Consider the following 25,796-nt stretch of genomic DNA (forward strand, 5'->3'; position numbering starts at 1 on the left):
TGTGTTTATGCCATTTTAATCCGCGCATCATGAAACATATCCATCTCAGGGGCAAGTACTTTCATAAAACGGTCAAAATATAACAGTTGCTTGGTCAGTAGCGCAAAATCTCTTGGAAAGTGAATGCCATGGCGTTTACCGACTTCCACCATTTCAAGCAACATTTGGTTGATTTCATCAGTATGATCTTTTAATCGGTTTGGCATGGTTTGGTCAATGGTTTTTCCCATAAACAAACTATCATCTGCCAAGATTTTTTTCATCACTGATTCAAGATCTTGGGCAAGGACATCGACATTGACTTGCTCTCGCGCATGGGTCATATCCATTTCAACCATATAATGCGCCATGCCCCGATAGTCTTCTTTAGCAAAACTATCCATCATCCCCATACTGGCTTGCCACGCTTTGGGTTCAAGTTTGCCTACAATCCCAAAATCAATAAAGCCAATACGACCATCGGTCAACAACATCAAATTGCCTGCATGCAAATCGGCATGAAAACTATTGCACAACATCAAGCTAGAAAACCATGTATTTAAAGTATCTGTCATCACCTGTGCGGGATATTTGCAGTATTGACGCATGGCAGCATCATCAATCATCGACACCCCAAAGAACCGTGTCATGACAAGTACTTTTTTGGTGCTGATATCATGATAGACATCGGGTGCGACTACTTTATGATTGTCAGTTTTTTTCAAAAAATCTTGGAAATCATCAATGTTTTTGGCTTCTTGTAAGAAGTCCGTTTCTGCTGCCATGCGCAAACGGATTTCATCAATAATGGGTGAAATACTGGCAAATTTTAGCGACGGTGCGATACTATCAATCAGTTTAGTTAATCCAACCATCATACCTAAATCGGTTTGAATGATGGTATCTACTTCAGGCTTTTGCACTTTTAACACCACATTATCGCCATTTTTTAAAATAGCACTGTGAACTTGGGCGATGGATGCAGATGCTAGCGGTGTGACCTCAATACTTTGAAAAATATCTTCCAGTGTCTGTCCGCCCTTTTCTAGTTCCTCTCTTAAGACGCCTTCAATATAACTGTAAGGCATGGGCGTGGTTTGATCCAGACAGCCTTGAAATACTGTCACATATTCGCGGGGAAAGATGGACGGGGTACTGGCAATAAACTGACCGATTTTAATATAGGTAGTACCCAACTCTTCAAAGCTTTGACGCAGCAGCGCTGGGGTCATTTTTTCGCCTTGGGCAATGCGTAGCCCTGCTTTGCCAGCAACGGTTGCCGTCTTCCCGACCCGCTGAATGACATTTAAGGATTTTTTTAAAAAGTGATTTTTTTGCATGATTGACTCTATTTTAAATTACGTCTGTTATAGCGGATGGTTGGCTACAAATCTCGCAGTTAGCGTCTTTATGATAGTGAAGTTTTTTAAGATTCATGGTTTTGCCGTTCCATAGCAATAACGTTTGCGCTATAGGATTGATGCCCAGTCCCAAAAAACTTAAAGCCGCTTGGGCTTGAAGATTGCCGATGATTTGGGTAGTACTGGCAAGCACGCCGCTAGTGGCACACGTTCGTTCGTCATCCCCTATTCCTTGGAATAAACAATGATAGCAACCCTGCTGCGGCGCAAATAATGCTAATTGCCCGGTTTGCGCTATGGCTGAGGCTGATAATAATGACAAATTTGACTTGACAGCGATGGTATTAATGAGGTCTCGTGTTTTGAAGTTATCTGTACAATCACAGATTAATTTGCTTAGGCTATTTAATTTAGCTTGTTCAACCATTTGTTGATAATTATCTGCTGTCAAACGCGTTTGTATGGCGATAACCTCACAAAATACATTGATTTCATGTAATTTAGCCTTGGCTACCAGCGCTTTAGATTGACCGATGTCGTGAGGGGTAAATAACGACTGCCGCTGCAGATTGCTCTCATCAATCGTATCATCATCAATAATCAGTAGTTTGCCAATGCCAGCACGGCACAAGGTTTCTGCAAGTGGGCAGCCTAGCCCGCCCATCCCAATAATAATCGCACAGCTATTTTTTAGCCGCGTTTGTGCTTCTATATCCCACCCTTCTAGCAATATTTGGCGGGCATAGCGTAGCATTTCTGCATCGGTTAATTCTGTTTGTTTTGACATAGTAGTTAAATTTCACATATTTACTTAGGCTATTTTAGCACATTAATTTAGTACACTAATTTAGTACACCTAGCGTTACCCGTTCATTATCACCATAGTCTTTGACGGTGATTACCTCGTCAAAGCCATTTGACAAAAACACACCCCTAACCTGTTCGCCCTGATCATACCCATGTTCAATGGCTAATAACCCATGAGGCTGTAAAAATTGTGGCGCAGTTTTGACAATATGACAGATATCCGCCATACCTTTATTATCCGCGATTAGCGCACTAATGGGTTCATCGGTTAAGCCTGCCAAGTGGGGATCGTTGGGATCGATATAAGGAGGATTAGATACGATGATATCAAATTTGTTGTTTTCATCTGCATGGGTTGTCATAAAGGGTTCATACCAACTGCCTTCAAAAAACGCGATATTATTAACCCCTAGTCTTTTAGCATTTTGTGCTGCCATCTTCAGTGCATCAGGTGATTTGTCTACTGCACTAACGGATGAATTTTTAAATTCCTCTGCCAGCGTGATGGCAATACAGCCTGACCCCGTGCCTAAATCTAAAATATTCATTATTTTGCTTAGGCTATTTTTATGGTGATTAAGCACCGCTTCTATCAACCTTTCGGTATCAGGACGCGGTATTAAAGTATGCTGGTTGACTAAAAACTCATGCTGCCAAAAACTTTGTTTACCTAGCACATAAGCGAATGGTTTGCCGGCTATCAACTCCTCTAGCGCAGCAAAATATTGAGTGGCTATTGTTGCAGTCACCATTTCGCCATCATGGGTAATAAGATAAGTTTGCCCTACATGAAGATACTCACCCAGCAACTGTTTGCGGATATGTTTTTCAACCGTGCTTGGTACAGCCAACAATGATTGAATAGTGTAAGATGACATTGGGTTATTCATGGGTGATGTTATCGCTTCTTGTCGCATCTTGGCTCATCACATGCTTATCTACCATATAAATCAACAACAGCACAGGCACCCCAATCAATGCAGTAAAAGTGAAAAAAGCAGGATATCCCATGGTCTCTACCATCGCACCTGAGTAGCCACCCAAAATTTTTGGTGTTAACGTCATCAATGAACTAAGCAGTGCATACTGTACCATGCTAAAGCGAATATTGGTCAATACGGATAAAAAGGCGACGAAGATAGCACTTGCTAGACCTGATGCGAGATTATCAAACATCACCGCTGAGTACATGTAAAAAAAATCATGTCCCTTGCCCGCTAAAATCACAAACAATAAATTACTGGCTGAAGCTAAAATAGCACCAATCAACATAGCGTTCATGATTTTAAAACGCTCGGCAAGCAAGCCGCCTAGAATACCACCTACAATTGACATCCCCATCCCAAAGGTTTTGACCGCCAAGGCGATATCGGTTTTGCTAAAGCCTAAATTGACATAAAACAAGTTTGACGTCGTACCTGCCACAATATCTGAAATACGATACAAGCCTATCAATAAAATCAGCCATACGGCTTTTTTACCATAACGAATGAAAAAGTCTTGAATTGGCGCGACCCACATGTCAACCGCGACTTGCTTTTTGATGATTTTGGCTTTTAATAACACTAAAGCGGTGCTAATGGCGATAACAACAGCGCCAATAAATTTAATACTCTCATAAACAAAGCCCAAAAATTTTGACTCAGTCTCTGGAAGCACGTGACCGATGACAATAAAACTGGCAATCAGCGCAATCACTGAAATTAAAAATAGTAAAAACAGTTGAAAATAATCCGACATCGGGCGTTCATGCTGCTCACGGGTGACGGTGGGTTCCTTGATCAAAAGGGTAGTGACAACCCCTATGAGCATCAAACATGCCATAATATAATAGGTTTGTTGCCAAGCAGCGTAGTTGTAAGTGGCTTTGGTCGAGCCAAAATATTCTGCCAAGAACAGCGCCCCTGCCCCTGCAACAATCAGACCGATTCGGTAGCCTGCCATAAACATACCAGAGAGTACGGGCTGCATGGATTTTTCAGCAATTTCAATGCGATAAGCATCAATCACAATGTCTTGTGTCGCCGCTGAAAAACCTAACAACACGGCAAAAAATGCCATGTAATCAAGTACAACATCACTGGTGGGATTGAAACTACCAAGCATAAAAATTGCAAAGGCGACCACAATTTGTGCCACAATTAGCCAACTACGGCGTTGTCCCAGCATTTTAGTAAACAATGGAATCGGCACAGCATTGACGAGTGGCGACCAAACAAACTTAAACGAGTACCCCAGCATCGCCCAACTAAACATGGTGATAATTTTGATATCAAACCCTGCTTCTTTGAGCCAAATTGATAAACTAGAAAATATCAATAGATAAGGCAACCCTGAAGAAAAACCCAATAGCAACATCACCCAAGCGCGCTTGTCCATATAGGCTTTGATGGCTTCGCCCCAAGACTTTTTTGTGCCTGTTGAGCTTTCGCTTGGTAGCGCCGCTTGGTCGTTTGACACAGGTTGTTTTGATATTTCCATGTTACCTCTCACTCATCGCGCACGATTTACCACAAAACTTCATTAAAATCTTGCTATTGTAGCGGTTTTCTAGGTGTAGACAAACTAAAATTATTATAGATGTCTGAAACGTTGATATCTGAAACAAGGCGGCACTGCAATCAAGTCGATAACTGAGCCAATGTTTGCAGACTTGTCACATTAATCAATTTTTTAAATTTTAACCCTATTTAATAAGCCTGACATAAGCAGCTAGGTTTTGAACCTGCTATTTTATGGTAATATGCTATACTTGACACCCTGCGGTGACTTTTAACCTTTTTGTTAGCGGCTTTGAGGCAAATTATGCAATACCCGATTGCTATCTATCAGCAAAATAATGCCTATCATGTCACGGTACCTGATATTGAAAGCATATTTGTAATTGATAGTAGCATGGCAGGCGCAGTGTCTAATACACGTATGGCGGTAATGCCTAGTTTTGTTAATTTTTAAGTTCAACCAAGCTCCTATAGCGAGCATTTTATTTCGTTTTTTTATTAAGGTCATTTTATGGCAATCAATGTTGTCATCAATCAACGTTATTTACAAATCCAACTCAAACAACTTGAAACCGTTTGGCAGACTGTGATTAATAATTACAATCTGAGCCAAGCTGCCAAAGTATTACATACCAGTCAATCCAGTCTTAGTAAGCATATTGCCGCGCTCGAAAGTCAGCTTCGGGCGGAAGTGTTTGTGCGTCAGGGTAAACGATTGGTGGGTCTATCCCCTATCGGTGAGCTGCTACTGCCGCATATTGAGAAAATCTTTGTGGAAGTAAGGTCGATTGAAAATTTAACCTTAGATTTTCAAAATCCCCATCAGGGTGAATTATCAATTGCCACGACGCATACCCAAGCACGTTATGTGTTGCCTTGGGTGATACAGCGCTTTAAACAACAATTTCCCAATGTCCATCTGATTTTACATCAAGCTGACCCTGAGTCGATTGCCAATATGGTGGCACAAGGTCAAGCCGACATTGGCATCGCAACTGAATCGCTGCTTGCGCACGATAATCTACACTGTATTCGCTATTATGATTGGTATCATCATGTGATTGTGCCCGTGGGACATGAGCTTGAGAATCGCACCGAAATTGATATCCAGACCTTAGCGAAATATCCGATTATCACTTATCACGGCGGTTTTACGGGTCGTGGTGCGATTGATAGAGCCTTTAGCGCGGCAGAACTGACGCCCAATATTGTACTTACTGCTTTGGATGCCGATGTGATTAGTACCTATGTCGGTATTGGTATGGGCGTGGGCACGATTGCTGAAATGGCATTTGAAGGTCAAAATTATCGCAATCTTGTCAAAATTCCAACGAAAATTTTTGGAAAACATGTGACGTGGATAGCCACCCGTGTCGATGGGGATATCCGTAATTTTGGCAAAGCTTTCATTGATATTTGTCAGCAACAATTTGGGTGATTGATTTTTTTGGATTCGCCATTATAAAGGGACTACTATTCTTTTTATGATGACTACAATGATGACAAAGATGACCAAACAAATCCCTATTTCATTTTTAGACCTTGTTCCTGTACCTGAAGGGAGCGACGCTAAAAACGCGCTTAAGCAAGCGGTGACTGTTGCCCAAACTGCCGAACAAGTAGGTTTTAATCGCTATTGGCTGGCTGAACACCATAACATGCGCGGCATTGCCAGTACTGCAACCAGTGTGTTGCTAGCTCACATTGGCGCTCACACTTCAACAATACGAATTGGCTCAGGCGGTATCATGCTGCCTAACCATGCACCCTTAGTGGTCGCAGAACAGTTTGGTACGTTAGCCACTTTGTATGGCGAACGTATCGATCTGGGCGTGGGTCGTGCCCCGGGTACGGATGGAGCAACGTTCCGTGCCTTGCGCCGCACCATGAATGATGCCGAAAACTTCCCGCAAGATGTGCAAGAGCTGATGCATTATTTTGACCCGCTCGATGGTCAGACAGTGACCGCTATGCCGGCTAATGGCTTGAATGTCCCTGTTTGGATTTTAGGGTCGTCTTTATTTGGCGCCAGTCTTGCCGCTGCATTAGGGTTGCCTTATGTGTTTGCTTCGCATTTTGCGCCGCAGATGTTATCGCAAGCGGTGACATTGTACCGTGAGAATTTCAAGCCGTCTCGCTACTTGCAACAACCTTATGTAATGGTAGCAAGTAACTTGCTATTGGCCGATACCGATGAGGAAGCCGCTTACCAATTCACCTCAGCGCAGCAAAGTTTTGTCAATTTGCGCCGTGGTAAACCCTCACAAATGCCAAAACCGATTGAGAATATTGATGCTTTTTGGACATCTGCAGAAAAATACATGGTTGAATCATCGTTGGCAATTTCGTTTGTCGGTACACCTGACAGTGTCAAACCAAAACTTGACCATTTCCTTGAGACTATCCGTCCTGATGAATTGATTGTCACTTGTAATATTTATGACCAACAAGCCCGCCTCAACTCCTTATCTTTGGTGAAAGCGCTTGATTTATTTAGCTTAAAAAGCTAATCAAAACCCTAAAAACGCAAACTACAAAAAAGCCCAAGATTAACTTGGGCTTTTTTATTATTTCAATAATTCTGATAACGCCAACTCATTGAGCCGATCCAAATCCTCTTGCGTGTCTACACCGGGCGGCAACAATTCTGAAGCAGCATCAATGGCGATACGCATGCCTTGCTCCAAAATACGCAATTGTTCCAATGATTCAAGCTGCTCTAGCTCGCCTTGCTGCCAAACACTAAATTGTTGTAACAAACTAACCCGGTAAGCATAAATACCTAGATGTCGGTAAGCGTTTTTTGGCGCACTATTTTCCCCACTGATTGGCGGGTCAGTCAACAATGCTGTATGGCGATCGTAAGGAATTGGCGCTCGGCTAAAATACAAGGCTTCCTGGTGAGCATTTTTAACGACTTTGACCACCGATGGCCGTAAAAACTCTTCAACGCTTTGGATGGGTTCAGCCAAAGTCGCCATCACGCAATCTTTTTTTTGTAGCAGAAGCTCAGTCACTTGTTTGATGAGTCCTGCAGGCACGAGTGGTTCATCGCCTTGCATATTAATCACGATATCTTCAGTTGACCACTGCTGACATCTAGCTACCTCAGCAAGCCTATCAGTGCCAGACGCATGATTGGGGTCAGTCATGATGACAGCTGCCCCATAGTCTTGACACAGTTGAGCGATGCTATCATCATCTGTTGCCACAAAAATATCATCGGCAATGCCCGCCGATTTCACCGCATTGGCACGATCAATCACCCATAGAATCATCGGTTTGCCATGAATTTCTAACAGCGGTTTGTTGGGTAGTCGGGTACTTTTTAGACGGGCTGGTATGACCAAATGTTTTAACATATTGTATTTCCTACGAGTTTTTTAATTGTCAGCGTTGTCAGCCAGGGTAACCAATTTACCGATTTGTCGGTCGATTAACGCATAAAAGGCGGCTGATAATTCAGCTTCTACCGGTAACACCCAGATGTTTATTGCAATGTCATTTTTCTCATGAACTTGGGCGAACAAGACACGCAATTTGACCGCATCCTTATCGGTGACGATAATCGGTAACTTTGGCAAGTTGGCAAAATCTTGCAAACTATAAGTGTGATGGTCATTCAATGGCATCGGTATGATGTTAAATCCTAATTGGCTTAGGCTATTGAAAAAACGCTGCGGCAATCCAATCCCCGTCATAGCAATGACTTGTTGGGGAGGTAGACTATCTTGCGAAGGCGTTTTAAATAAAGGTTCTAATGGTTTTTGTAGCAAATGCATACGAATATCTGGGGACACGCTATGACAATTTTTGCTTAGGCTATTTGAAAAATGGGTTAAAGTCTGCGTATCCTGCCAATCACTTTGGTGAAATATGACGGTGGTATTGGGCTGATACAGCCGTTTAATCGGTTCGCGTAGAAAGCCTGTGGGCAATAGCTGGCGGTTACCAAAGCCGCGATCGGCATCGACGACAATCCAGTTTTCATCCCTATCTAAGGCAAAATGTTGTAGTCCATCATCCGCCAAAATAAGTTGAATGCTTGGGAATTGCTTAAGCAATAACTCAATTGCTTGACCACGGTTTGGACAGACTGCCATTGGCACACCTGTACGCTGCACAATCAGACACGGCTCATCACCAACCTCACTGGGCTTTGAATTTGCTGTCACGATACAAGGCATGAGCTTGGGTTGTCCGCCATAGCCACGACTGATGACGCCGACTGTCAGCCCTTTTTGCTGCAGGTAGGTTACCACCGCAATGATTAGCGGTGTCTTGCCGCTACCGCCAACCGTGATATTGCCCACTACAATGACGGGCACGTTGGGATAATAAACTGGTTTTAGTCCTAATCGATAAATAGTTTTATTGATCCAAAAAACCAATCCATACAACCAAGAAACGGGTAATAACAACCATAGCCAGAGGGATTTGTTGCGCCACGCCTGTAGTAGTGTCTGTTGCATTAGCTTGACAATATGTCCTCTTCAAAATGACGCTCATACAACTTGGCATACGTACCTTGCACTGCTAGCAAACTGTCGTGGGTACCGACTTCAATAATTTCACCTTTATCCATAACCACGATTTTATCGGCATTTTGGATGGTGGTTAATCGGTGCGCGATAACGATGGTGGTTCTGCCATGCATGACTCGCTCCAGCGCTTTTTGGATATAAAATTCTGATTCGTTATCTAGCGCGCTTGTGGCTTCATCCAAAATCAAGATAGGCGCATCCTTTAGCAAGGCACGTGCAATGGATAAGCGTTGGCGTTGTCCGCCAGATAACTGCAGACCCTGTGAGCCTATCTTTGATTGGTAACCCTGCGGCAACTGCATGATAAAATCGTGCGCAAAGGCTGATTTTGCGGCATCAATCACTTGCTCCGAAGTTCGGTTAGATAATTCACCATAGGCGATATTGTTGTGGATAGAGGTATCAAACAGTACCACTTGTTGGTTGACGCTGGCAATCTGACTACGCAGTGAATGTAATGTCAAATCTTCGATAGCGATATCGTCAAGATAAATATTGCCCTTTGTGGGTTCTAGCGCGCGCATCAGACAGTTGACCAGGGTAGTTTTACCGGCGCCACTTCGACCGATTAACGCCACGGTTTCGCCGGGATTGACCACCAAATTTACGTTGTTGAGCGCTTGTTTGCCATCCTCAAAAGTGACGCTTAGGTTGTTAAGTACTATTTTACCACTCAGGGTTTTTTCAACCTTGCCTGTGTCTTTTTCTTCAGCTTCATCGAGCATCTCAAATATAGAATCCGCCGCCGCCAAACCTTTTTGTAAGCCTTGATTAATATCGGTCAACGAGCGCACGGGTTTACTCAGTAGCCCTGCTGCACTGATATAAGCAATAAACTCGCCTGCGGTGGTGTCGCCTAAGACATTGGGTCTTAACGCAATCCATACCACCACCGCCATGGCGCACGCCATCAATAATTGAATTAATGGCGTATTGATGCTATTGGTCACCACCACCTTTAGACCTTGTTTCAGATTGGTTAAAGAGGCGTTATTAAACCGCGTCAGCTCATTTTGCTGACCGCCATAATTTTTGACCACTTGGTAGCCTGTGATGACTTCATTGGTAATATGGCTGACTTCACCCATGGATTTTTGAATACCGCGCGACAGCTTGCGAAAGCGTTTACTGGCTTTACCGACTAAGAATAAAATCGGCGGCAATACCACAAACAACGACAGGCTTAATTTCCAATTACTGTAAAGCAAAAACGCTAACAATCCAATCACGGTCAAGCCATCGCGTAACAAGGTTTTGAGCGTATCGGTACCCGCCGCAGTCACTTGCTCGACATCAAAGATTAATTTTGCAGAAATCTGACCGGCATTGTGGTTGAGATAAAATTGGCTGGGTAATCTGAGCAATTTTGAAAACACTTGCATACGCAGCTGATAGACGACATTGCGTGAAATCACTGCGCTAAAGTAATTACCCAAAAATGAGCTAAGTCCTCGCAGTACAAACAACAATACAATTAAGGCTGGAAAAAGATTGATATGCGCTTGATCACGTTCATTAATTGCATCAATAATGAATTTGACCAGCTTGGCAATGCCCACTTCGGTGCCTGCATTTAAGGTAAAGCCAATAACTACGAAGGTCATCGCCCACCAATACGGCTTGAGATAACCTAGCAATCTTCGATAGGTCTGCCAACGTGGGTGAGCATTGGAAGGTTTTGAAACGGTCATGGCATCTCAATATATAAAAGAACGACTTAACAGCTATTGTATCAGTAAATTAAACAATAAAAATTATTTGGCATCTGGCGCTGGGATAATATTACTATTGAGCGAAGTGGCGGGTATCACAGTACTGATATTTAAATTCATAAAGCCCATTTTACCCGCTATATCCATCACTTTAACCACCGATTGGTGACTGGTATCGGCATCAGCAGAGATAACAAATAGCTGCTTTCGGTCTTCACCTGCTTCTTGACGGATCATCGCCGTCAATTCAGCTTCACCATTACCAGATAAGGCAATGCCATTGACGAGATAGCTACCATCTTTTTGCACCGCGACTTCAATACGTTTGCTTTTCTCAGTAATCGGTACGCCCTCTGCTTGCGGCAAAATGATATTGAGTTTACTAAAATGGTTAAAGGTGGTCGACAGCAGCAAAAAAACAATCAAGAACAATAAGCAATCAATCATCGGGGTCAGATTGATTTCTAAGGGTTCGACCGTGGGTTTACGAAATCGCATGGTTTGACTCTTTTACGCAGCTATACGCCATTAACGAGGCGTGATTAGACCATTGTCCAGTAATTCTTGCATCATCAAACCCGCTTCTTGTTCAAACGCGGCATTAATATCAATAATACGGCGCTGAAAAATACGGTACGCCATCACCGCAGGTATCGCAACCAGCATACCCCCTGCTGTGGTAATCAGCGCTTGGGATACGCCAGCTGCCAGCATGGTCGGATCTTGCATTGCGCCTTCGGTAATGGCTAAGAAGGATGAAATAATCCCCAGTACCGTACCTAAAAGACCCAATAATGGCGCGATAGCACCGATGGTACCCAACATATTGATATGTTTTTCTAATTGATGGATGGTAATACTGGCGCGGTTTTCCATATGCATGGTCATTGAATCAATCCCATGCTGGCGATTCATGAGTCCTGCAGCAAGGATATCACCCAAAGGCGAATTGAGTTTGACATTCTCAAGCGATTCACGATCAATATCGCCCTGCTCAATCAAATGCTGCATCAATTGTTCACGCAGATGGGCGGGTGTCACTGTACTGACTTTGAGTTTTATCGCGCGCTCAATAATGATAATCAACATCAAAATCGAACATAGGACAATGGGCCACATCAACCAACCGCCTGCTTTAACTAATTCCCACATCCGTTATACTGCCTTTGCATGTCAATGACTAATAAATTGAGAAAACTAAACTAAATGCGCAAGATTAATGCTCAAGTTGCGACTGGAATTGCACAATCAAAGCTTGTAGTTCCTCTTCATTGTGAAAAAATATCTCAATACTCCCCTTGCCTTTTGAGGAGCCTTTGATTTTTACCACGGCACCGAGTTGTTCAGAGAGGTGTTGGTTCAGTCGCAGCCTATCATAATCAATTTCTTGGCTTTGTGTCGGCGCTTTTGGATTTAAAATGTCTTTGACTAACGCTTCAGTCTGACGAACGGTCAATTGACCCTGTATAATTTTTTTGGCAATAACAGGCTGCTGTTTGGGTGACAGCGCCAATAATGCCCTGGCATGCCCCATATCCATTTGCCCTTCATTTAACGCTTGTTTGACATCGTCATGTAATTGGTTCAAACGCAGCAAATTAGAAACCGTTGTTCTCGCCTTACCCACAACATCCGCAATTTGCGAATGACTCATACCAAATTCATCATGAAAGCGCTGCAATGCGGCAGCCTGTTCCATAACGCTCAAATCTTCCCGTTGGATGTTTTCAATCAACGCCAAGGCGATTGCCAAGTCGTCTGACATTGGGCGCATGATGGCGGGTATATGGGTTAAACCTGCAATTTGCGCCGCACGCCAGCGACGTTCACCCGCGATAATTTCATGGGTAATCGAGGAATTGGGCAATACTTTGGTTAAAGGTCGAATCACAATGGGCTGCATCACGCCATGCTGCTTGATAGACGTTGCCAACTCTTGCAAGCCATCTTCGTCCAAATCAATGCGCGGCTGATACTTGCCACGCTGCAAATACGCGACGTTGATATGCATCAAATTTAACCCAGCCACATTACTATTATCATTATCGTTATTTATGGGTGCGTTATGGCTACTGGACTTTAGTGTTTTGGTGGGTTTTGGAGTGAATGGTTTTGGGGTTATCGCAGCTGTAGGCGATTTTTTGGCTACGGCTATCGTGTCGCGAGCTCCGGCCGATTCGTCATCCGAGACATTTTGCCATTCATCGGTTGACTTGGCATTTATTTTTTCAGCGCTTTTCGCGTCATCGACAGCGGCTCGAACACTCGCATCGATTAGATTACCGGTAATCAATTTTTCTGTTTTGATTGAGCCGAGTAACGCATCAAGTCCTCGATTTGATGCCAATCCACGCTTTTTAACCATGTCGAAATTCCCAATGCCATTAAATAGTTAAAAATGACTGATAAAAAATTAAACCAATGCCGCCATTTTTGAACTGGCTATTTTAGCAGATTCGCTATAGCTTGAAAAATATTTTCATTGCTTTTGCCAGTGCGCACTTGCCAACAAGTTAACAAAAAAAAGTGCCTAAACAGCTTAATTTAGGCAAGTTGGAATTGGCGACTTTGTTTGATAATTTCATTGGCAAGGCGGATATACGCTTGTGAGCCTTTTGAATTCATCTCATAATCAAGCGCAGGGATGCCGTGCGCGGGTGCTTCTGCTAGACGAATATTACGGGGAATGATGGTATTAAATAAAATCGGACCAAAATGCTCAATCAATTCCATAGAAACATCATTTGCCAAGGTATTGCGCGGGTCAAACATGGTTCTTAACACACCGCGGATATGCAAGTTTGGGTTTAGCGACTTCAAACGCTCAATGGTTTGCGACAAATCCGCCAATCCTTCTAATGCAAAATATTCACATTGCATCGGGATAATCACCCCTGATGTGGCACACATCGCATTGATGGTAAGTAAACTTAAACTCGGGGCGCAGTCAATCACGATAAAATCATAAGGTTTCGGCGCGCGGCCGTTTTTGGCAGGCATATCAGCGAGCTGCTGTATGGCTTTTGACAAAATTGCATGGTTTTCAGGCTTTTGACTTAAATGCAAATCACTACCTGACAATTCATTGTTCGCACCGACAATATCGAACCCATTCGGGGTTTTGACAATCGCCTCATGGATTGGCAAATCATCTAATAGCACATCAGCAATGCTGTACTCTAACTCGCGTTTATCCTGCCCTGATGCCGTGGTCGCATTGCCTTGGGCATCCAAATCAATCAGTAAAACTTTTTTGCGGCGATGTGCCAGTGCACTTGCCAAATTAACCGCGGTGGTGGTTTTTCCCACCCCACCTTTTTGATTAGCAATGGCTAAAATATCCATGAACTGTCTCGCAATGTGTTGATAAAAAGGTTGAAAATTGTAGTCAAAAACAGCCAGTTTTTCAAACCCTAATACCGGTAAAACTGGCTGAAATGATAGTATGTTTATCTTTGCAAATAAATCAAATGGCGTGATTCATGCAATTCTGGTACGGTTAACACTTGGGTGTTAATTTTCCACTCATTTTGAAGCGCTTGAATCTCGTCAACAGGTTCAACCCCCTTCATGGCACAAATGATACCATTGTCTGCCAATTTGCTTTGACTATGGGTGACGAAATCCACCAGCGATGCAAACGCCCTTGAGGTAATCACTTGATAAGTACCTACATGTGCTTCAATACGACTGGCAACCGGTGTTAGATTTTTTAACCCCAATTCACTGGCGACTTGTTTGATAAAGCGAATTTTCTTTTGGTTACTATCGAGTGCTGTCACCGTACGTTGTGGCTGACAAATGGCAACTATCACTGCTGGCAAACCCGCGCCCGTCCCAATATCTAGCAAATCACCGGCTGGCAAAAATGGCACAATCGACAAACTATCAAAAATATGTTTGATTAACGCTTGTTGGTCATCTTTGATAGCGGTCAGATTATACGCTTTATTCCAAAATAACAGCTGCTGTAGATAGTACAGTAGCTGTAATTGCTGCTCATCCGATAGCTGCAACTTTAACTCAGAGAGTGCTTGTTGCAACTGAGGTTGTAATTTTACGTACTGGGGTTGTAGCTTTACATTAATCTGCGCCATTAAAACACCCGATTAAGACCATTGAGTGCAGCAACGCGATAGGCTTCTGCCATCGTTGGGTAGTTAAAGGTAGTATTGACAAAGTATTCTAGCGTATTGCTGCCCTTACTTTCCATCACGGCTTGTCCGATATGAATAATCTCAGAGGCGTGATTGCCATAACAATGGATACCTAAAACCTCTAAGGTTTCACGGTGGAATAGTATTTTTAACACCCCACTACGCTCACCGATGATTTGTGCGCGAGCAAGGTGTTTGAAGAAGGCTTGCCCCACTTCATACGGCACTTTTTCGGCGGTTAATTCTTGTTCGTTTTTACCAATACTTGAAATTTCAGGAATGGTATAAATACCCGTTGGCACACTACGAACAGGTTGTGCATTTTCATCGCCTACCATATAGGCAGCGGCGCAGCGTCCTTGGTCATAAGCTGCCGATGCAAGCGATGGCCAGCCAATCACATCCCCTGCTGCATAAATATTTGGGATATCGGTTTGGTAATGCTCATTGACTTTGAGTTGACCACGGCTGTTTGCGGTGAGCCCGATGGCGGCAAGGTTGAGACTGTCGGTATTACCTGAGCGACCATTTGACCATAAAATAGCATCTGATTTGATGCGTTTACCACTTTTTAGATATAAAATCACGCAGTCATCATAAGTTTCTAGCCGTTCGATTTCTTCTTTATTGCGAATCAACACGCCAAATTGTCTAAAGTCATGCGACAACGCGTCAGAAATCTCATCATCTAAATAGCTAAGCAACTGCTCTTGGGTATTAATCAAATCTACTTTATAGCCAAGCCCGGTAAAAATAGACGCATATTCACAGCCAATCACGCCCGCACCATAAATAATAATGCGCTGTACCACATAATCCATTTGCAGGATTTTATCGGAATCAAACACGCGAGGATGGCTAAAATCTAACAAATCAGGGCGATAAGGACGGCTACCTACGGTAATAATGGCTTGTTCAAAGGTAATGTCTTGCTCGGTACCATCACTCATATCAACATGAATGGTATGGGTATCTTTAAAACTTGCCCAGCCATTGATTAAGTCAATTTGATTGCGCTCATAAAAACGGGTATGGGTTTCTACCTGGTTACGTACCACTTCACGGGCTTTGGTTAATACTTTATTGAGTGGGATTTGGTGATAGTCGATGCCTTGGTTTAAGATAGGATCGCGGCGATTACCGATAATATTAAACACCGACTGACGCAATGCTTTACTTGGAATCGTGCCTACGTGCGTACAGTTACCGCCCACTTGTTTACGTGGATCAATCACGGCAACTTTTTGCCCAGATTTGGCGATTTTCATCGCTGCTGCTTCACCCGCGGGTCCTGCGCCAATCACGACAGCATCATAATCATAGGCATGGCTAACGGCATCTTGACGCTTATAACGCTTTAAATTGATACGGGTATTATCCAGCGGGCTAATTAAATCAAAATGGACCGATGCATCATCAAAATGTTTTACCTTATCGTCATCTTCACTGATACTGACGGTATTGGCTTTTTTATCAGAATCCGAAATTTCAGTTTTGGTTGGTTTTGCCAAAATTTCGGTAATATTTTCTTGGGGTTCAATAATTGACTGCGTATTGGAATCACAGATGTTTTCATTGTCATTGTTTGTCGGGGGAATTTGAGTGACTTTGTCATTAATCCGTTTTTTTGGCATATTAGCTCCCATATTTTAAGCCTTGATAATGAATAAAAATTTTTAAATTAAATATAAAATACGATAAATCAACCGTATGTTAAGAGATTAAATTAACCAATTCGACGTTTTAACCCCGTCATTTGTAAAATACGCGTCGCGATTTCTTCGATCGACATCGTTGATACATCAATATTTGGAATCCCTTGAGAAATATAAATACCTTGAATGGCGCGCAATTCCTGCTGACATTGCTGGTAACTTGCATAGCGGCTACCTGCACGGCGCTCGTTACGAATTTTTACCAGTCGATCGGTATCAATCACCAAACCAAACAGTTTGTCACGGTAGGGCTTCAACGCTTTGGGCAACGAATTTTCATATAAATCATCTTCAGTCAATGGATAATTCGCCGCACGAATACCAAATTGCAACGCTAAGTATAAAGAGGTGGGCGTTTTGCCCGAACGTGACACGCCAATCAAAATAATATTTGCTGCATCATAATGGGTGGTACGCGCGCCATCATCATTGTCTAAAGCAAAATGCACCGCATCAATACGCGATTTATAGTTCTCAGAATCGACATCCCCATGGGCATGACCGGTATGCGGTGCAGGTTGTACTTTGATTTCATCGGCAATTTTACTAATTAAACCTTCATAAATATCCAAGTTAAAGGCATCTGCGCCGTTGATTCGCTCACGAATCACAGGATCAACGATGGTATCAAAGACTAGCGGCTTTACCCCATCACGCTGGTGAGCAAGATTGATTTGATTGACCGCTTCATCGGCGCGATCTAGGGTATCAACATAAGGAATAACCCGGGTCTCAAATGGTACCGTGGGAAATTGGCTTAAAATAGAGCGACCTAGGGTTTCAGACGTAATCGCGGTACCATCAGAGATAAAAAACACACTTCGCAACGACTGCGAATTTGCAAAATTTAAGGCGTCTTTATTTTGAATCGTGGCTTTGATTTGCTCAATGGTCATGAAAAATTATCCAAAAAAATGACAAGAAGCGTCCATACTAATTTAAATTAACACTGGTTTAAACTGACACTGAGGAGTAACCTCACTCATTCACCGCGTTTTTGGCAGTGAATGTCATCTATTAATGTCGTTATCAGTGCAGACACTATCGTTTGTCTTACAGGCATTTGTCTTACAGGTCGAGAGTTTGTTATTATACGTGACTTGTAGGCTTTAATCTAACAAATCGATGCTTAATTTGCCTTAATTAGCCGTTAGTTATTGTCATTGAAGGCTTATCTACGTTTTTTATCCCCTTAAACTCAAAGATATCCAAGCAAAATTTTAGTTGGATTGTTGATCGCTGACAGTTTTTTTAAAATTATAAATTTTTTGCTAGAAAATCATTTTTTAAGATGAATTTTCTACGAAATACCGTTATAATCTTTTCAAAATAATCTTTATTTCACGGAGTTATCACCTTGAACGCACAAGTTATCTCACTCGACAAGTTAGGCAAAAACGACATTGACAAAGTAGGCGGTAAAAACGCTTCATTAGGTGAAATGATTAGTCACCTAACAGATTTAGGGGTAAGCGTACCAGGTGGTTTTGCAACAACGTCTGAAGCTTTTAACAAATTCTTAATCGGTACAGGTCTTCAAGACAAAATCAAAGACGCGCTTCAAGGTCTGGATGTGGATGACGTTGCGGCATTGACTGCCACGGGTAAAAAAATCCGTGACATGATTATTGAGCAAGAGTTGCCTAAAGATTTGGAGCAAGAAATCCGTGATGCCTTTGCCGAGATGAGCCAAGGCGAGGACATCGCTGTTGCGGTTCGTTCATCAGCGACTGCCGAAGATTTACCAGACGCCTCCTTTGCTGGTCAACAAGAAACTTTCCTCAATATCCGTGGTATTGACAATATCTTGATTGCTATTAAAGAAGTCTTTGCTTCATTATACAATGACCGTGCCATCGCTTACCGCGTTCACAAAGGTTTTGAGCACGCAGGTGTTGCGCTATCAGCTGGCGTACAACGCATGGTACGTTCAGAGACAGGCACTTCAGGGGTGATGTTCACCATTGATACCGAAAGTGGTTTTAACGACGTGGTATTTATCACCGCAAGCTATGGCTTGGGTGAAATGGTGGTGCAAGGTGCGGTGAACCCTGACGAATTCTACATTTCAAAAGCCTTATTAAATGCCGGCAAACCCGCGGTTATTCGTCGCAACCTCGGCAGCAAACAACAAAAAATGGTTTATGCAGACGAGCACTCAGCCGGTAAATCAGTCAAAATAGTCCCAGTAGACAAAGCAGAACGCAACCAATTTTCACTGAGCAATGAAGAGTTGGTTGAACTTGCCAAACAAGCATTAATTATCGAAAAACATTATGGTCATGCGATGGATATCGAATGGGCAAAAGATGGTGATAGTAACAAATTATTCATTGTGCAAGCGCGTCCAGAGACCGTAAAAAGCCGTGAAAGTCAAAATGTCATGGAGCGTTACATCCTTAAAGAAAAAGGCGATGTCATCTGTGAAGGTCGTTCAATTGGTCAACGTATCGGCGCAGGTACTGTACGCGTGGTCAATTCAATCCATGAAATGGATAAAGTACAAGAGGGTGACGTCCTTGTGTCTGATATGACTGATCCAGACTGGGAACCCGTCATGAAACGTGCCGCTGCTATCATCACTAATCGTGGTGGTCGTACCTGTCACGCGGCAATTATCGCGCGTGAATTGGGCGTCCCAGCCATCGTGGGTTGTGGTAACGCCACTGACCTATTGACCGATGGTCAAGCAGTTACTGTATCTTGTGCAGAAGGTGATACCGGTTATATCTACGAAAGTCAATTGGACTTTGAAATCCAAAATAACTCAATTGAGTCAATGCCAGACTTGGCATTTAAAATCATGATGAACGTGGGTAACCCTGACCGCGCATTTGGATTTGCACAAATCCCTAATGAAGGAGTGGGTCTGGCGCGGTTAGAATTCATCATCAACCGTATGATTGGCGTGCATCCAAAGGCCCTGCTTAACATGAACACCCTACCACGCGAAATCGTACAAGCGATTCAAGAGCGCATGGCAGGCTATGCTTCACCGGTTGACTTCTACGTTGATAAATTGGTTGAAGGTATTTCAACCCTAGCCGTCGCATTCAAAGATAAGAAAGTTATCGTACGTATGTCTGACTTTAAATCAAATGAATATGCAAATTTAATCGGCGGTAAACTATACGAGCCCTCTGAAGAAAACCCAATGCTCGGTTTCCGTGGTGCCAGCCGTTATGTGTCAGAAAACTTCCGTGACTGCTTTGAATTAGAATGTCGTGCATTAAAACGCGTTCGTGATGAAATGGGCTTAACCAACGTTGAGATTATGATTCCATTCGTACGTACGACAGAAGAAGCGCGTAAGGTACTAGAACTGCTTGAGAAAAATGGTCTTAAACGTGGTGAAAACGGTTTACGCGTCATCATGATGTGTGAGTTGCCAACCAATGCCTTGTTGGCAGAAGAGTTTTTACAATACTTCGATGGTTTCTCAATCGGCTCAAACGATTTAACTCAGTTAACGCTTGGTCTTGACCGTGATTCGGGTATTGTATCTCAATCATTTGATGAACGTGACCCAGCGGTTAAAAAACTATTGAAAATGGCTATCGATGCCTGTAACGCACAAGGTAAGTATATCGGTATCTGTGGACAAGGTCCTTCTGACCATCCAGACCTAGCGATGTGGTTAATGGAACAAGGCATTACTTCTGTTTCATTGAATCCCGATTCGGTATTAGATACTTGGTTTTTCTTAGCAAAAACCGAAAAATAAGCTGTTTGGCATTCATAAAGCCCTTGGTTTTGACTAAGGGCTTTTTTTGGTGTCAAAAAAAACCTAGCATGGAGATGACCCGCTAGGTTTTTTTGACGCTGCAATTTATAACAACATGCGTTATAACAACATGCGTTATAACAACACGCGGCGTGGATCTGCTAATAATTTTGCAATATAGCGGGTAAATACCGCAGCGTCCGCACCATTGATCACACGGTGGTCATACGATAATGACAACGGTAGCATTAAGCGTGGCTCAAACTCGCCTTTAGTCTCATTCCAACGTGGCTGAATGCTAGATTCACTCACGCCTAAAATCGCAACTTGTGGCCAATTGACCAGCGGCGTAAAGTAAGTACCGCCAAGATTGCCTTGACTTGAAATCGTAAATGACGCGCCGGTTAACTCTTTAGCAGATAGTTTTTTATCACGCGCTTTTTTGGCAAGCTCACCGATTTCAATCGCTAGTTGCTTGATGCCTTTTTGCTCTACACGTTGAATGACAGGGACTGTCAAACCATCCTCCGTTGCTACGGCAAAGCCTAAATTCACAGATTTACGGATGATAATTTGGGTATTGTCATCACTTAAATGGCTGTTAAATTTTGGATGTTGCATCAACGCATAAGCAGTTACTTTCATGATAAAAGCCAGAATAGTTAGACTCACCCCTTCTTTTTTCATCTCATCTTTTAAGTCACCACGCAATTTTTCAACATCGGTAATATCTGCCAAATCAAACTGGGTGACTTGTGGCAAATAGGTATTGTAATTAAGCTGCGGAATTGAGACTTTTTGTAGACGGGTCAAATCTTGGCGCTCAATTTCTCCCCAAATTTCCGTTTTACTCATATCGGGTAAATTAGGTAATCCTGAGCGAGCCGCTGATGGCGCAGATATATTATTTGCTGCTGCGGGTGTACTAACTGATTTTATTGTATTTTTGACATAAGCAAACACGTCTTCTTTGACAATACGCCCATTAGCGCCCGTGCCAGTCACCTCACTGATATCAACACCCAATTGGCGCGTAAGTTTGCGCACCGCAGGACCTGCATAAACCGCGGCATTTTTGGCATTGATTTGCGCTTCAGACAGTTTTGACTGTGAATTTGACTGGCTAGCTGTTGTGGTAGCGCTACTAGTTGAAGTTGACCCGGTATTTTGCGTTTTAGCCACTTCTTGCTGAGCGGTATGGGTGGTCGCTTGCGGCTGTGAAGCTGAACTTGATGCGGATTGCACTGATCCCGCCGCTTCAATCACAATAAAGTCTTGACCATTGGTGACGGTATCACCAGGGTTAACTAGTAATTCAACTACTTTACCTGCAACTGGCGAAGGGACTTCAACCGATGCTTTATCAGATTCTACTAATACTAGCGGTTGTTCGGCTGTGACCTCATCGCCTACTTTGACCATCCACTCACTAATCTGTGCTGACTCTACCCCAAGATCAGGCAAACCAAAGGTTTGTTTACCAGCGGGTGTGGATGATTGAGCGGATGATACCGTTTGAGCAGGTGGTTCATTCTGGTTTGCAGCTGAATTGGCTTGACTGGCGGCTTGTTCTGATGAGTCACTGGCTAATGGCTGTTGCGTAGCTGATTGGGATGTCATCACGATAAAGTCTTGACCATTGGTGACCGTATCACCTGCATTGACTAAAAATTTGACAATCTTTCCGCTGACAGGTGCCGGTACTTCGACCGATGCTTTATCGGATTCGACCAATACCAACGGTTGTTCAGCAGTGACAGTATCGCCTTCTTTGACCAACCATTCACTAATTTCTGCGGTATCGACACCCAAATCTGGCAATGTATAGGTTGCTTCAGCTGATGTGGGCTGTGATTGATTTGGCGCAGCCATAGACGGCGCTTGCGATGAGGTCGCGTTAGCGTCTTTAGCTCCTTTAATTTCTCCAGCTTCGTGAGATTGGGCTACTTGTTGGTCTGTCTGTTGCGCAGATTGCTCTACGGGTGTAGTGTTGGATTGGCTATTGCCTGCACTGTCGATGGTGAGAATGACATCGCCTTCTTTGACCTTATCGCCGATTTGAAGACTAATCGCTGTGATAGTCCCTGCTGATGTCGCAGGTACTTCTACAGAGGCTTTGTCAGATTCTAATAAGACAATGTTATCGTCCACATTGATGACATCGCCGACTTTGACCATAATTTCGCTGACTTCGGCGCTATCAACGCCTAAGTCGGGAACTTTGATTTCCATGGGTTTATCCTTAAATTTTTATTTTTACTAAGTAGGCAATCAACCGCTAATACGTGGCTGATTACCTACTATTGATTTCTATTATTCAGGTTTGTCGTTAAGCATTGGCGCATCGGCTTTATCTTCTGCTTTGCCGTCTGCTGAAATCGCTTCATCATCCTCTTCAACCAAGGTTGGTACAGGTTTTGGATGCGCGCCTAAAATCGCTGGGGCATCTGGGGAGTGGTCGATTTGTACTTGAGGATACCAAGCCGGTGAGGCATCGGCATCAATACCCAAGCTACTAATCGCATCTTTGACCAAACGCGCATCAACCTCACCTTCATCTGCCAATAGTTTGAGAGTTGCTACCACAATATGGGCGGCATCTACTTTGAAGTAACTACGTAATTGGCGACGACTATCCGAACGACCAAAACCATCGGTACCTAAGGTGGCATACGGACGACTGTCTGGTAGGTAGGCGCGGATTTGTTCAGAGAATATGCGCATATAGTCAGTGGCGGCGACTACAATGCCTTCATGCTGCGCAAGTTGTTCAGTAACCCATGGCGTACGTTGTTCATCTAGTGGGTGCAGACGATTGTACTCATCACATGCCATGCCTTCACGAGTGAGTTCATTAAAGCTTGTGACACTCCACACGTTGGCATTGATGTTAAATTCTTCAGCTAGAATTTGTGCGGCTTTTTCAACCTCACGTAAGATCACGCCTGAACCTAGCAATTGCACTTGTTTTGAGCCATTATTTTTGAGCAAGTACATGCCTTTTTTGATGCCTTCTTCTACCCCTGCTGGCATGGCTGGTTGCTCGTAGTTTTCATTCATTAAGGTGATATAATAGAAAACCCGTTCGCCTTCACCATACATACGGCGCAGACCATCTTGTACGACCACCGCTAGCTCATAACCATAACATGGGTCATAAGTGACACAGTTTGGCACCGTGTTAAATAAAATCAACTGATGACCATCTTGGTGCTGTAAGCCTTCGCCATTGAGTGTGGTACGACCTGCAGTACCGCCAAGCAAGAACCCTTGCGCCTGCATATCGCCTGCCGCCCAAACTAAATCACCGACGCGTTGGAAACCAAACATCGAATAATAGATATAAAAAGGAATCATCGGTAACGCATTGGTTGAATAACTGGTCGCTAACGCAATCCAAGCACTCATCGCACCCGCTTCATTAATGCCTTCTTCCAGCATGTGACCGTCTTTGGCTTCTTTGTAACCCATCAAGGCTTCATGGTCTTCAGGGGTATAATTTTGGCCCGATGCCGAGTAGATACCCAATTGGCGGAACATACCTTCAAGACCAAAAGTACGCGCTTCATCAGGAACAATCGGTACTACACGCTCTTGCAGCGCTTTATTTTTTAGCAGTGCCGCTAGCAAGCGTACAAATACCATGGTAGTAGACTGTTCTTTGCCTGCACTACCTTGTAGTAATTTGTCAAAAATCTCCAATCCTGGGACATCGAGTGGAATATGACCACTACGGCGATTGGGTAAATGTCCGCCCAGTGCCTGACGGCGACCTTTGAGGTATTGGATTTCAGCAGAATTTTCATCAGGACGATAAAACGGCAATTCTTCAAGCTGCGTATCGGTAAATGGCAAATCAAAACGGTCACGGAAATATTTTAATGAATCAATTTCGAGTTTTTTGATTTGGTGGGTTTTGTTGACCGCTTGGCTTTGGTTAGATAAGCCATAACCTTTAACGGTTTTAACCAAAATCACTGTCGGCTGACCTTTGGCTTTCATGGCTTCACTAAATGCGGCATACACCTTCATCGGGTCATGGCCACCACGGTCTAAATTTTGGATTTCTTCGTCAGTCCAATCTTTCACCATTTCGGCAAGTTCTGGGTATTTACCAAAGAAATAGTCACGGACGAATTTACCATCACGCGCTTTATACACTTGGTATTCACCATCGAGGGTCTCAAGCATACGGTGTTTGAGCGCGCCCGTATGGTCTTTATCTAGCAGCGTATCCCATTTACCACCCCAAATGACTTTAATCACTCGCCAGCCTGCACCGCGAAACACGGATTCAAGCTCTTGGATGATTTTACCGTTACCACGTACCGGACCATCTAGACGCTGTAAGTTACAGTTAATCACCCAAATCAGATTTTCTAGATTCTCGCGACCGGCTAGTGAGATAGCACCTAAGCTCTCTGGCTCATCGGTTTCACCATCGCCCAAGAATGCCCAAATCTTGCGACCTTCTTTTGGAATCAAGCCACGATTTTCAAGATATTGATGCACATGCGCATGATAAATCGACATGATTGGGCCTAAACCCATTGACACGGTTGGGAACTGCCAATAGTCAGGCATCAAATAAGGGTGTGGGTAGCTAGATAGCCCTTTGCCGCCTACTTCACGGCGAAAATTTGTTAGCTGCTCTTCAGTCAATCGACCTTCTAAAAATGAGCGAGCATACATCCCTGGCGAACCGTGGCCTTGATAATAAATCATATCACCGCCAAAGCTTTCACTCGCTGCGCGCCAAAAATGGTTAAAACCTGTTTCGTATAACGTTGCGCTTGAGGCAAACGTCGCTAAATGACCGCCTAAGTCGTCGTCATTTTTGTTGGCACGCATCACCATCGCCACCGCATTGTAACGAATGATAGCGCGAATTTTACGCTCGAGAGTTAAATTACCGGGATACGAAGGTTGATCTTCTACAGGAATAGTGTTGATGTAAGCGGTGTCAAGGCGGTTAACACGTAACCCTTCTTGTACCGCCTTATCATAGATGGCTTTTAGTAAAAAAGTGGCACGTTTTTTTCCCACTGACTTGATCACCGAATCAAAGGCGTCAAGCCATTCTTGGGTCTCTTGACTATCAGGGTCTTTAAAATACTGATATTGCATTTTTCGTTCCTTCTGGCAATGGCATCCATCCATGGAAATAACCTAGAATGGAGCTAGGTTGTAAACGACTCAAAGTATTCAACTATTAGACACAAAACATTGTTATAAATAGCGATAGCAATATTTTACATAAAAAAGAATGTTTCAGTATTTCCGCTAATTTTTGATA

Annotated in this window: 20 protein-coding genes; 4 read left to right on the forward strand and 16 right to left on the reverse strand. The window is 43.4% G+C overall.

Annotated features, from left to right (window positions below; all coding sequences use genetic code 11):
* Positions 1 to 5 precede the first annotated feature (5 nt).
* From RT034_RS00160 to RT034_RS00175, 4 genes are read right to left on the reverse strand one after another with little or no spacing between them, the layout of a single operon-like run.
* A complete protein-coding gene (locus tag RT034_RS00160) occupies positions 6 to 1,319 on the reverse strand; it encodes an ABC1 kinase family protein (RefSeq protein WP_313012184.1) in 1,314 nt (437 codons plus the stop codon).
* A 13-nt stretch (positions 1,320 to 1,332) separates the two neighbouring features.
* Positions 1,333 to 2,127: a HesA/MoeB/ThiF family protein gene (locus RT034_RS00165; protein ID WP_313012188.1), complete on the reverse strand. Its 795-nt coding sequence runs from the start codon at positions 2,125 to 2,127 to the stop codon at positions 1,333 to 1,335.
* Between the two features lie 55 nt (positions 2,128 to 2,182).
* A complete protein-coding gene (gene prmC, locus RT034_RS00170; protein ID WP_313012192.1) occupies positions 2,183 to 3,037 on the reverse strand; it encodes a peptide chain release factor N(5)-glutamine methyltransferase in 855 nt (284 codons plus the stop codon).
* A complete protein-coding gene (locus RT034_RS00175) occupies positions 3,030 to 4,628 on the reverse strand; it encodes an AmpG family muropeptide MFS transporter (RefSeq protein WP_313012196.1) in 1,599 nt (532 codons plus the stop codon). The genes prmC and RT034_RS00175 overlap by 8 nt, the downstream gene beginning before the upstream one ends.
* A 324-nt stretch (positions 4,629 to 4,952) precedes the next feature.
* Here RT034_RS00175 and RT034_RS00180 point away from each other — a divergent pair, with 324 nt between their 5' ends.
* The 3 genes from RT034_RS00180 to RT034_RS00190 all read left to right on the forward strand — a co-directional run bounded on the left by RT034_RS00180 (position 4,953) and on the right by RT034_RS00190 (position 7,158).
* A complete protein-coding gene (locus RT034_RS00180) occupies positions 4,953 to 5,102 on the forward strand; it encodes a type II toxin-antitoxin system HicB family antitoxin (RefSeq protein WP_313012198.1) in 150 nt (49 codons plus the stop codon).
* 57 nt (positions 5,103 to 5,159) lie between these two features.
* The gene (locus RT034_RS00185) at positions 5,160 to 6,086 is read left to right on the forward strand and encodes a LysR substrate-binding domain-containing protein (protein ID WP_313012201.1); all 927 of its coding nucleotides are present in this window, start codon (positions 5,160 to 5,162) and stop codon (positions 6,084 to 6,086) included.
* Positions 6,087 to 6,156: 70 nt separating this feature from the next.
* Entirely contained in the window at positions 6,157 to 7,158 is a 1,002-nt protein-coding gene (locus RT034_RS00190; protein ID WP_313012203.1) for an LLM class flavin-dependent oxidoreductase, read from the forward strand.
* 57 nt (positions 7,159 to 7,215) lie between these two features.
* Here RT034_RS00190 and kdsB read toward each other — a convergent pair whose 3' ends face one another.
* From kdsB to ppsR, 10 genes are all read right to left on the reverse strand, one after another.
* Complete coding sequence (kdsB, locus tag RT034_RS00195; RefSeq protein WP_313012205.1) at positions 7,216 to 8,010, reverse strand: 3-deoxy-manno-octulosonate cytidylyltransferase; 795 nt, start codon at positions 8,008 to 8,010, stop codon at positions 7,216 to 7,218.
* Positions 8,011 to 8,031: 21 nt separating this feature from the next.
* Positions 8,032 to 9,120 (reverse strand): tetraacyldisaccharide 4'-kinase, encoded by a 1,089-nt coding sequence (lpxK, locus tag RT034_RS00200; protein ID WP_313012208.1) that lies wholly within the window; start codon positions 9,118 to 9,120, stop codon positions 8,032 to 8,034.
* Positions 9,120 to 10,883 (reverse strand): lipid A export permease/ATP-binding protein MsbA, encoded by a 1,764-nt coding sequence (msbA, locus tag RT034_RS00205; RefSeq protein WP_313012210.1) that lies wholly within the window; start codon positions 10,881 to 10,883, stop codon positions 9,120 to 9,122. Before msbA ends, lpxK begins: the two co-directional genes overlap by 1 nt.
* Before the next feature lie 63 nt (positions 10,884 to 10,946).
* Complete coding sequence (locus RT034_RS00210; RefSeq protein WP_313012213.1) at positions 10,947 to 11,402, reverse strand: ExbD/TolR family protein; 456 nt, start codon at positions 11,400 to 11,402, stop codon at positions 10,947 to 10,949.
* A 30-nt stretch (positions 11,403 to 11,432) separates the two neighbouring features.
* On the reverse strand, positions 11,433 to 12,056 hold the full coding sequence (locus RT034_RS00215) for a MotA/TolQ/ExbB proton channel family protein (protein ID WP_007116637.1): 624 nt from the start codon (positions 12,054 to 12,056) through the stop codon (positions 11,433 to 11,435).
* Positions 12,057 to 12,120: 64 nt separating this feature from the next.
* A complete protein-coding gene (locus RT034_RS00220; protein WP_313012217.1) occupies positions 12,121 to 13,269 on the reverse strand; it encodes a ParB/RepB/Spo0J family partition protein in 1,149 nt (382 codons plus the stop codon).
* Positions 13,270 to 13,448: 179 nt separating this feature from the next.
* Positions 13,449 to 14,249: a ParA family protein gene (locus RT034_RS00225; RefSeq protein WP_313012220.1), complete on the reverse strand. Its 801-nt coding sequence runs from the start codon at positions 14,247 to 14,249 to the stop codon at positions 13,449 to 13,451.
* Between the two features lie 104 nt (positions 14,250 to 14,353).
* Entirely contained in the window at positions 14,354 to 15,001 is a 648-nt protein-coding gene (gene rsmG, locus RT034_RS00230; RefSeq protein WP_313012222.1) for a 16S rRNA (guanine(527)-N(7))-methyltransferase RsmG, read from the reverse strand.
* Positions 15,001 to 16,695 (reverse strand): Si-specific NAD(P)(+) transhydrogenase, encoded by a 1,695-nt coding sequence (gene sthA, locus RT034_RS00235; RefSeq protein ID WP_253852173.1) that lies wholly within the window; start codon positions 16,693 to 16,695, stop codon positions 15,001 to 15,003. The genes rsmG and sthA overlap by 1 nt, the downstream gene beginning before the upstream one ends.
* A gap of 92 nt (positions 16,696 to 16,787) precedes the next feature.
* Positions 16,788 to 17,672, reverse strand: a complete 885-nt coding sequence (gene ppsR, locus RT034_RS00240; protein ID WP_313012226.1) for a posphoenolpyruvate synthetase regulatory kinase/phosphorylase PpsR — start codon at positions 17,670 to 17,672, stop codon at positions 16,788 to 16,790.
* Positions 17,673 to 18,133: 461 nt separating this feature from the next.
* Here ppsR and ppsA point away from each other — a divergent pair, with 461 nt between their 5' ends.
* The gene (gene ppsA, locus RT034_RS00245) at positions 18,134 to 20,500 is read left to right on the forward strand and encodes a phosphoenolpyruvate synthase (protein WP_313012228.1); all 2,367 of its coding nucleotides are present in this window, start codon (positions 18,134 to 18,136) and stop codon (positions 20,498 to 20,500) included.
* Between the two features lie 135 nt (positions 20,501 to 20,635).
* On the opposite strand, the gene RT034_RS00250 is transcribed toward ppsA, so the two are convergent.
* Together RT034_RS00250 and aceE are read right to left on the reverse strand one after the other, a co-directional pair.
* On the reverse strand, positions 20,636 to 22,732 hold the full coding sequence (locus tag RT034_RS00250; RefSeq protein WP_313012230.1) for a 2-oxo acid dehydrogenase subunit E2: 2,097 nt from the start codon (positions 22,730 to 22,732) through the stop codon (positions 20,636 to 20,638).
* Positions 22,733 to 22,813: 81 nt separating this feature from the next.
* The gene (gene aceE, locus RT034_RS00255; RefSeq protein WP_313012233.1) at positions 22,814 to 25,627 is read right to left on the reverse strand and encodes a pyruvate dehydrogenase (acetyl-transferring), homodimeric type; all 2,814 of its coding nucleotides are present in this window, start codon (positions 25,625 to 25,627) and stop codon (positions 22,814 to 22,816) included.
* Between the last annotated feature and the right edge of the window lie 169 nt (positions 25,628 to 25,796).

Origin of the sequence: Moraxella sp. CTOTU48841 (assembly GCF_032061225.1) — a bacterium.
Lineage (GTDB): Bacteria > Pseudomonadota > Gammaproteobacteria > Pseudomonadales > Moraxellaceae > Faucicola > Faucicola cinerea.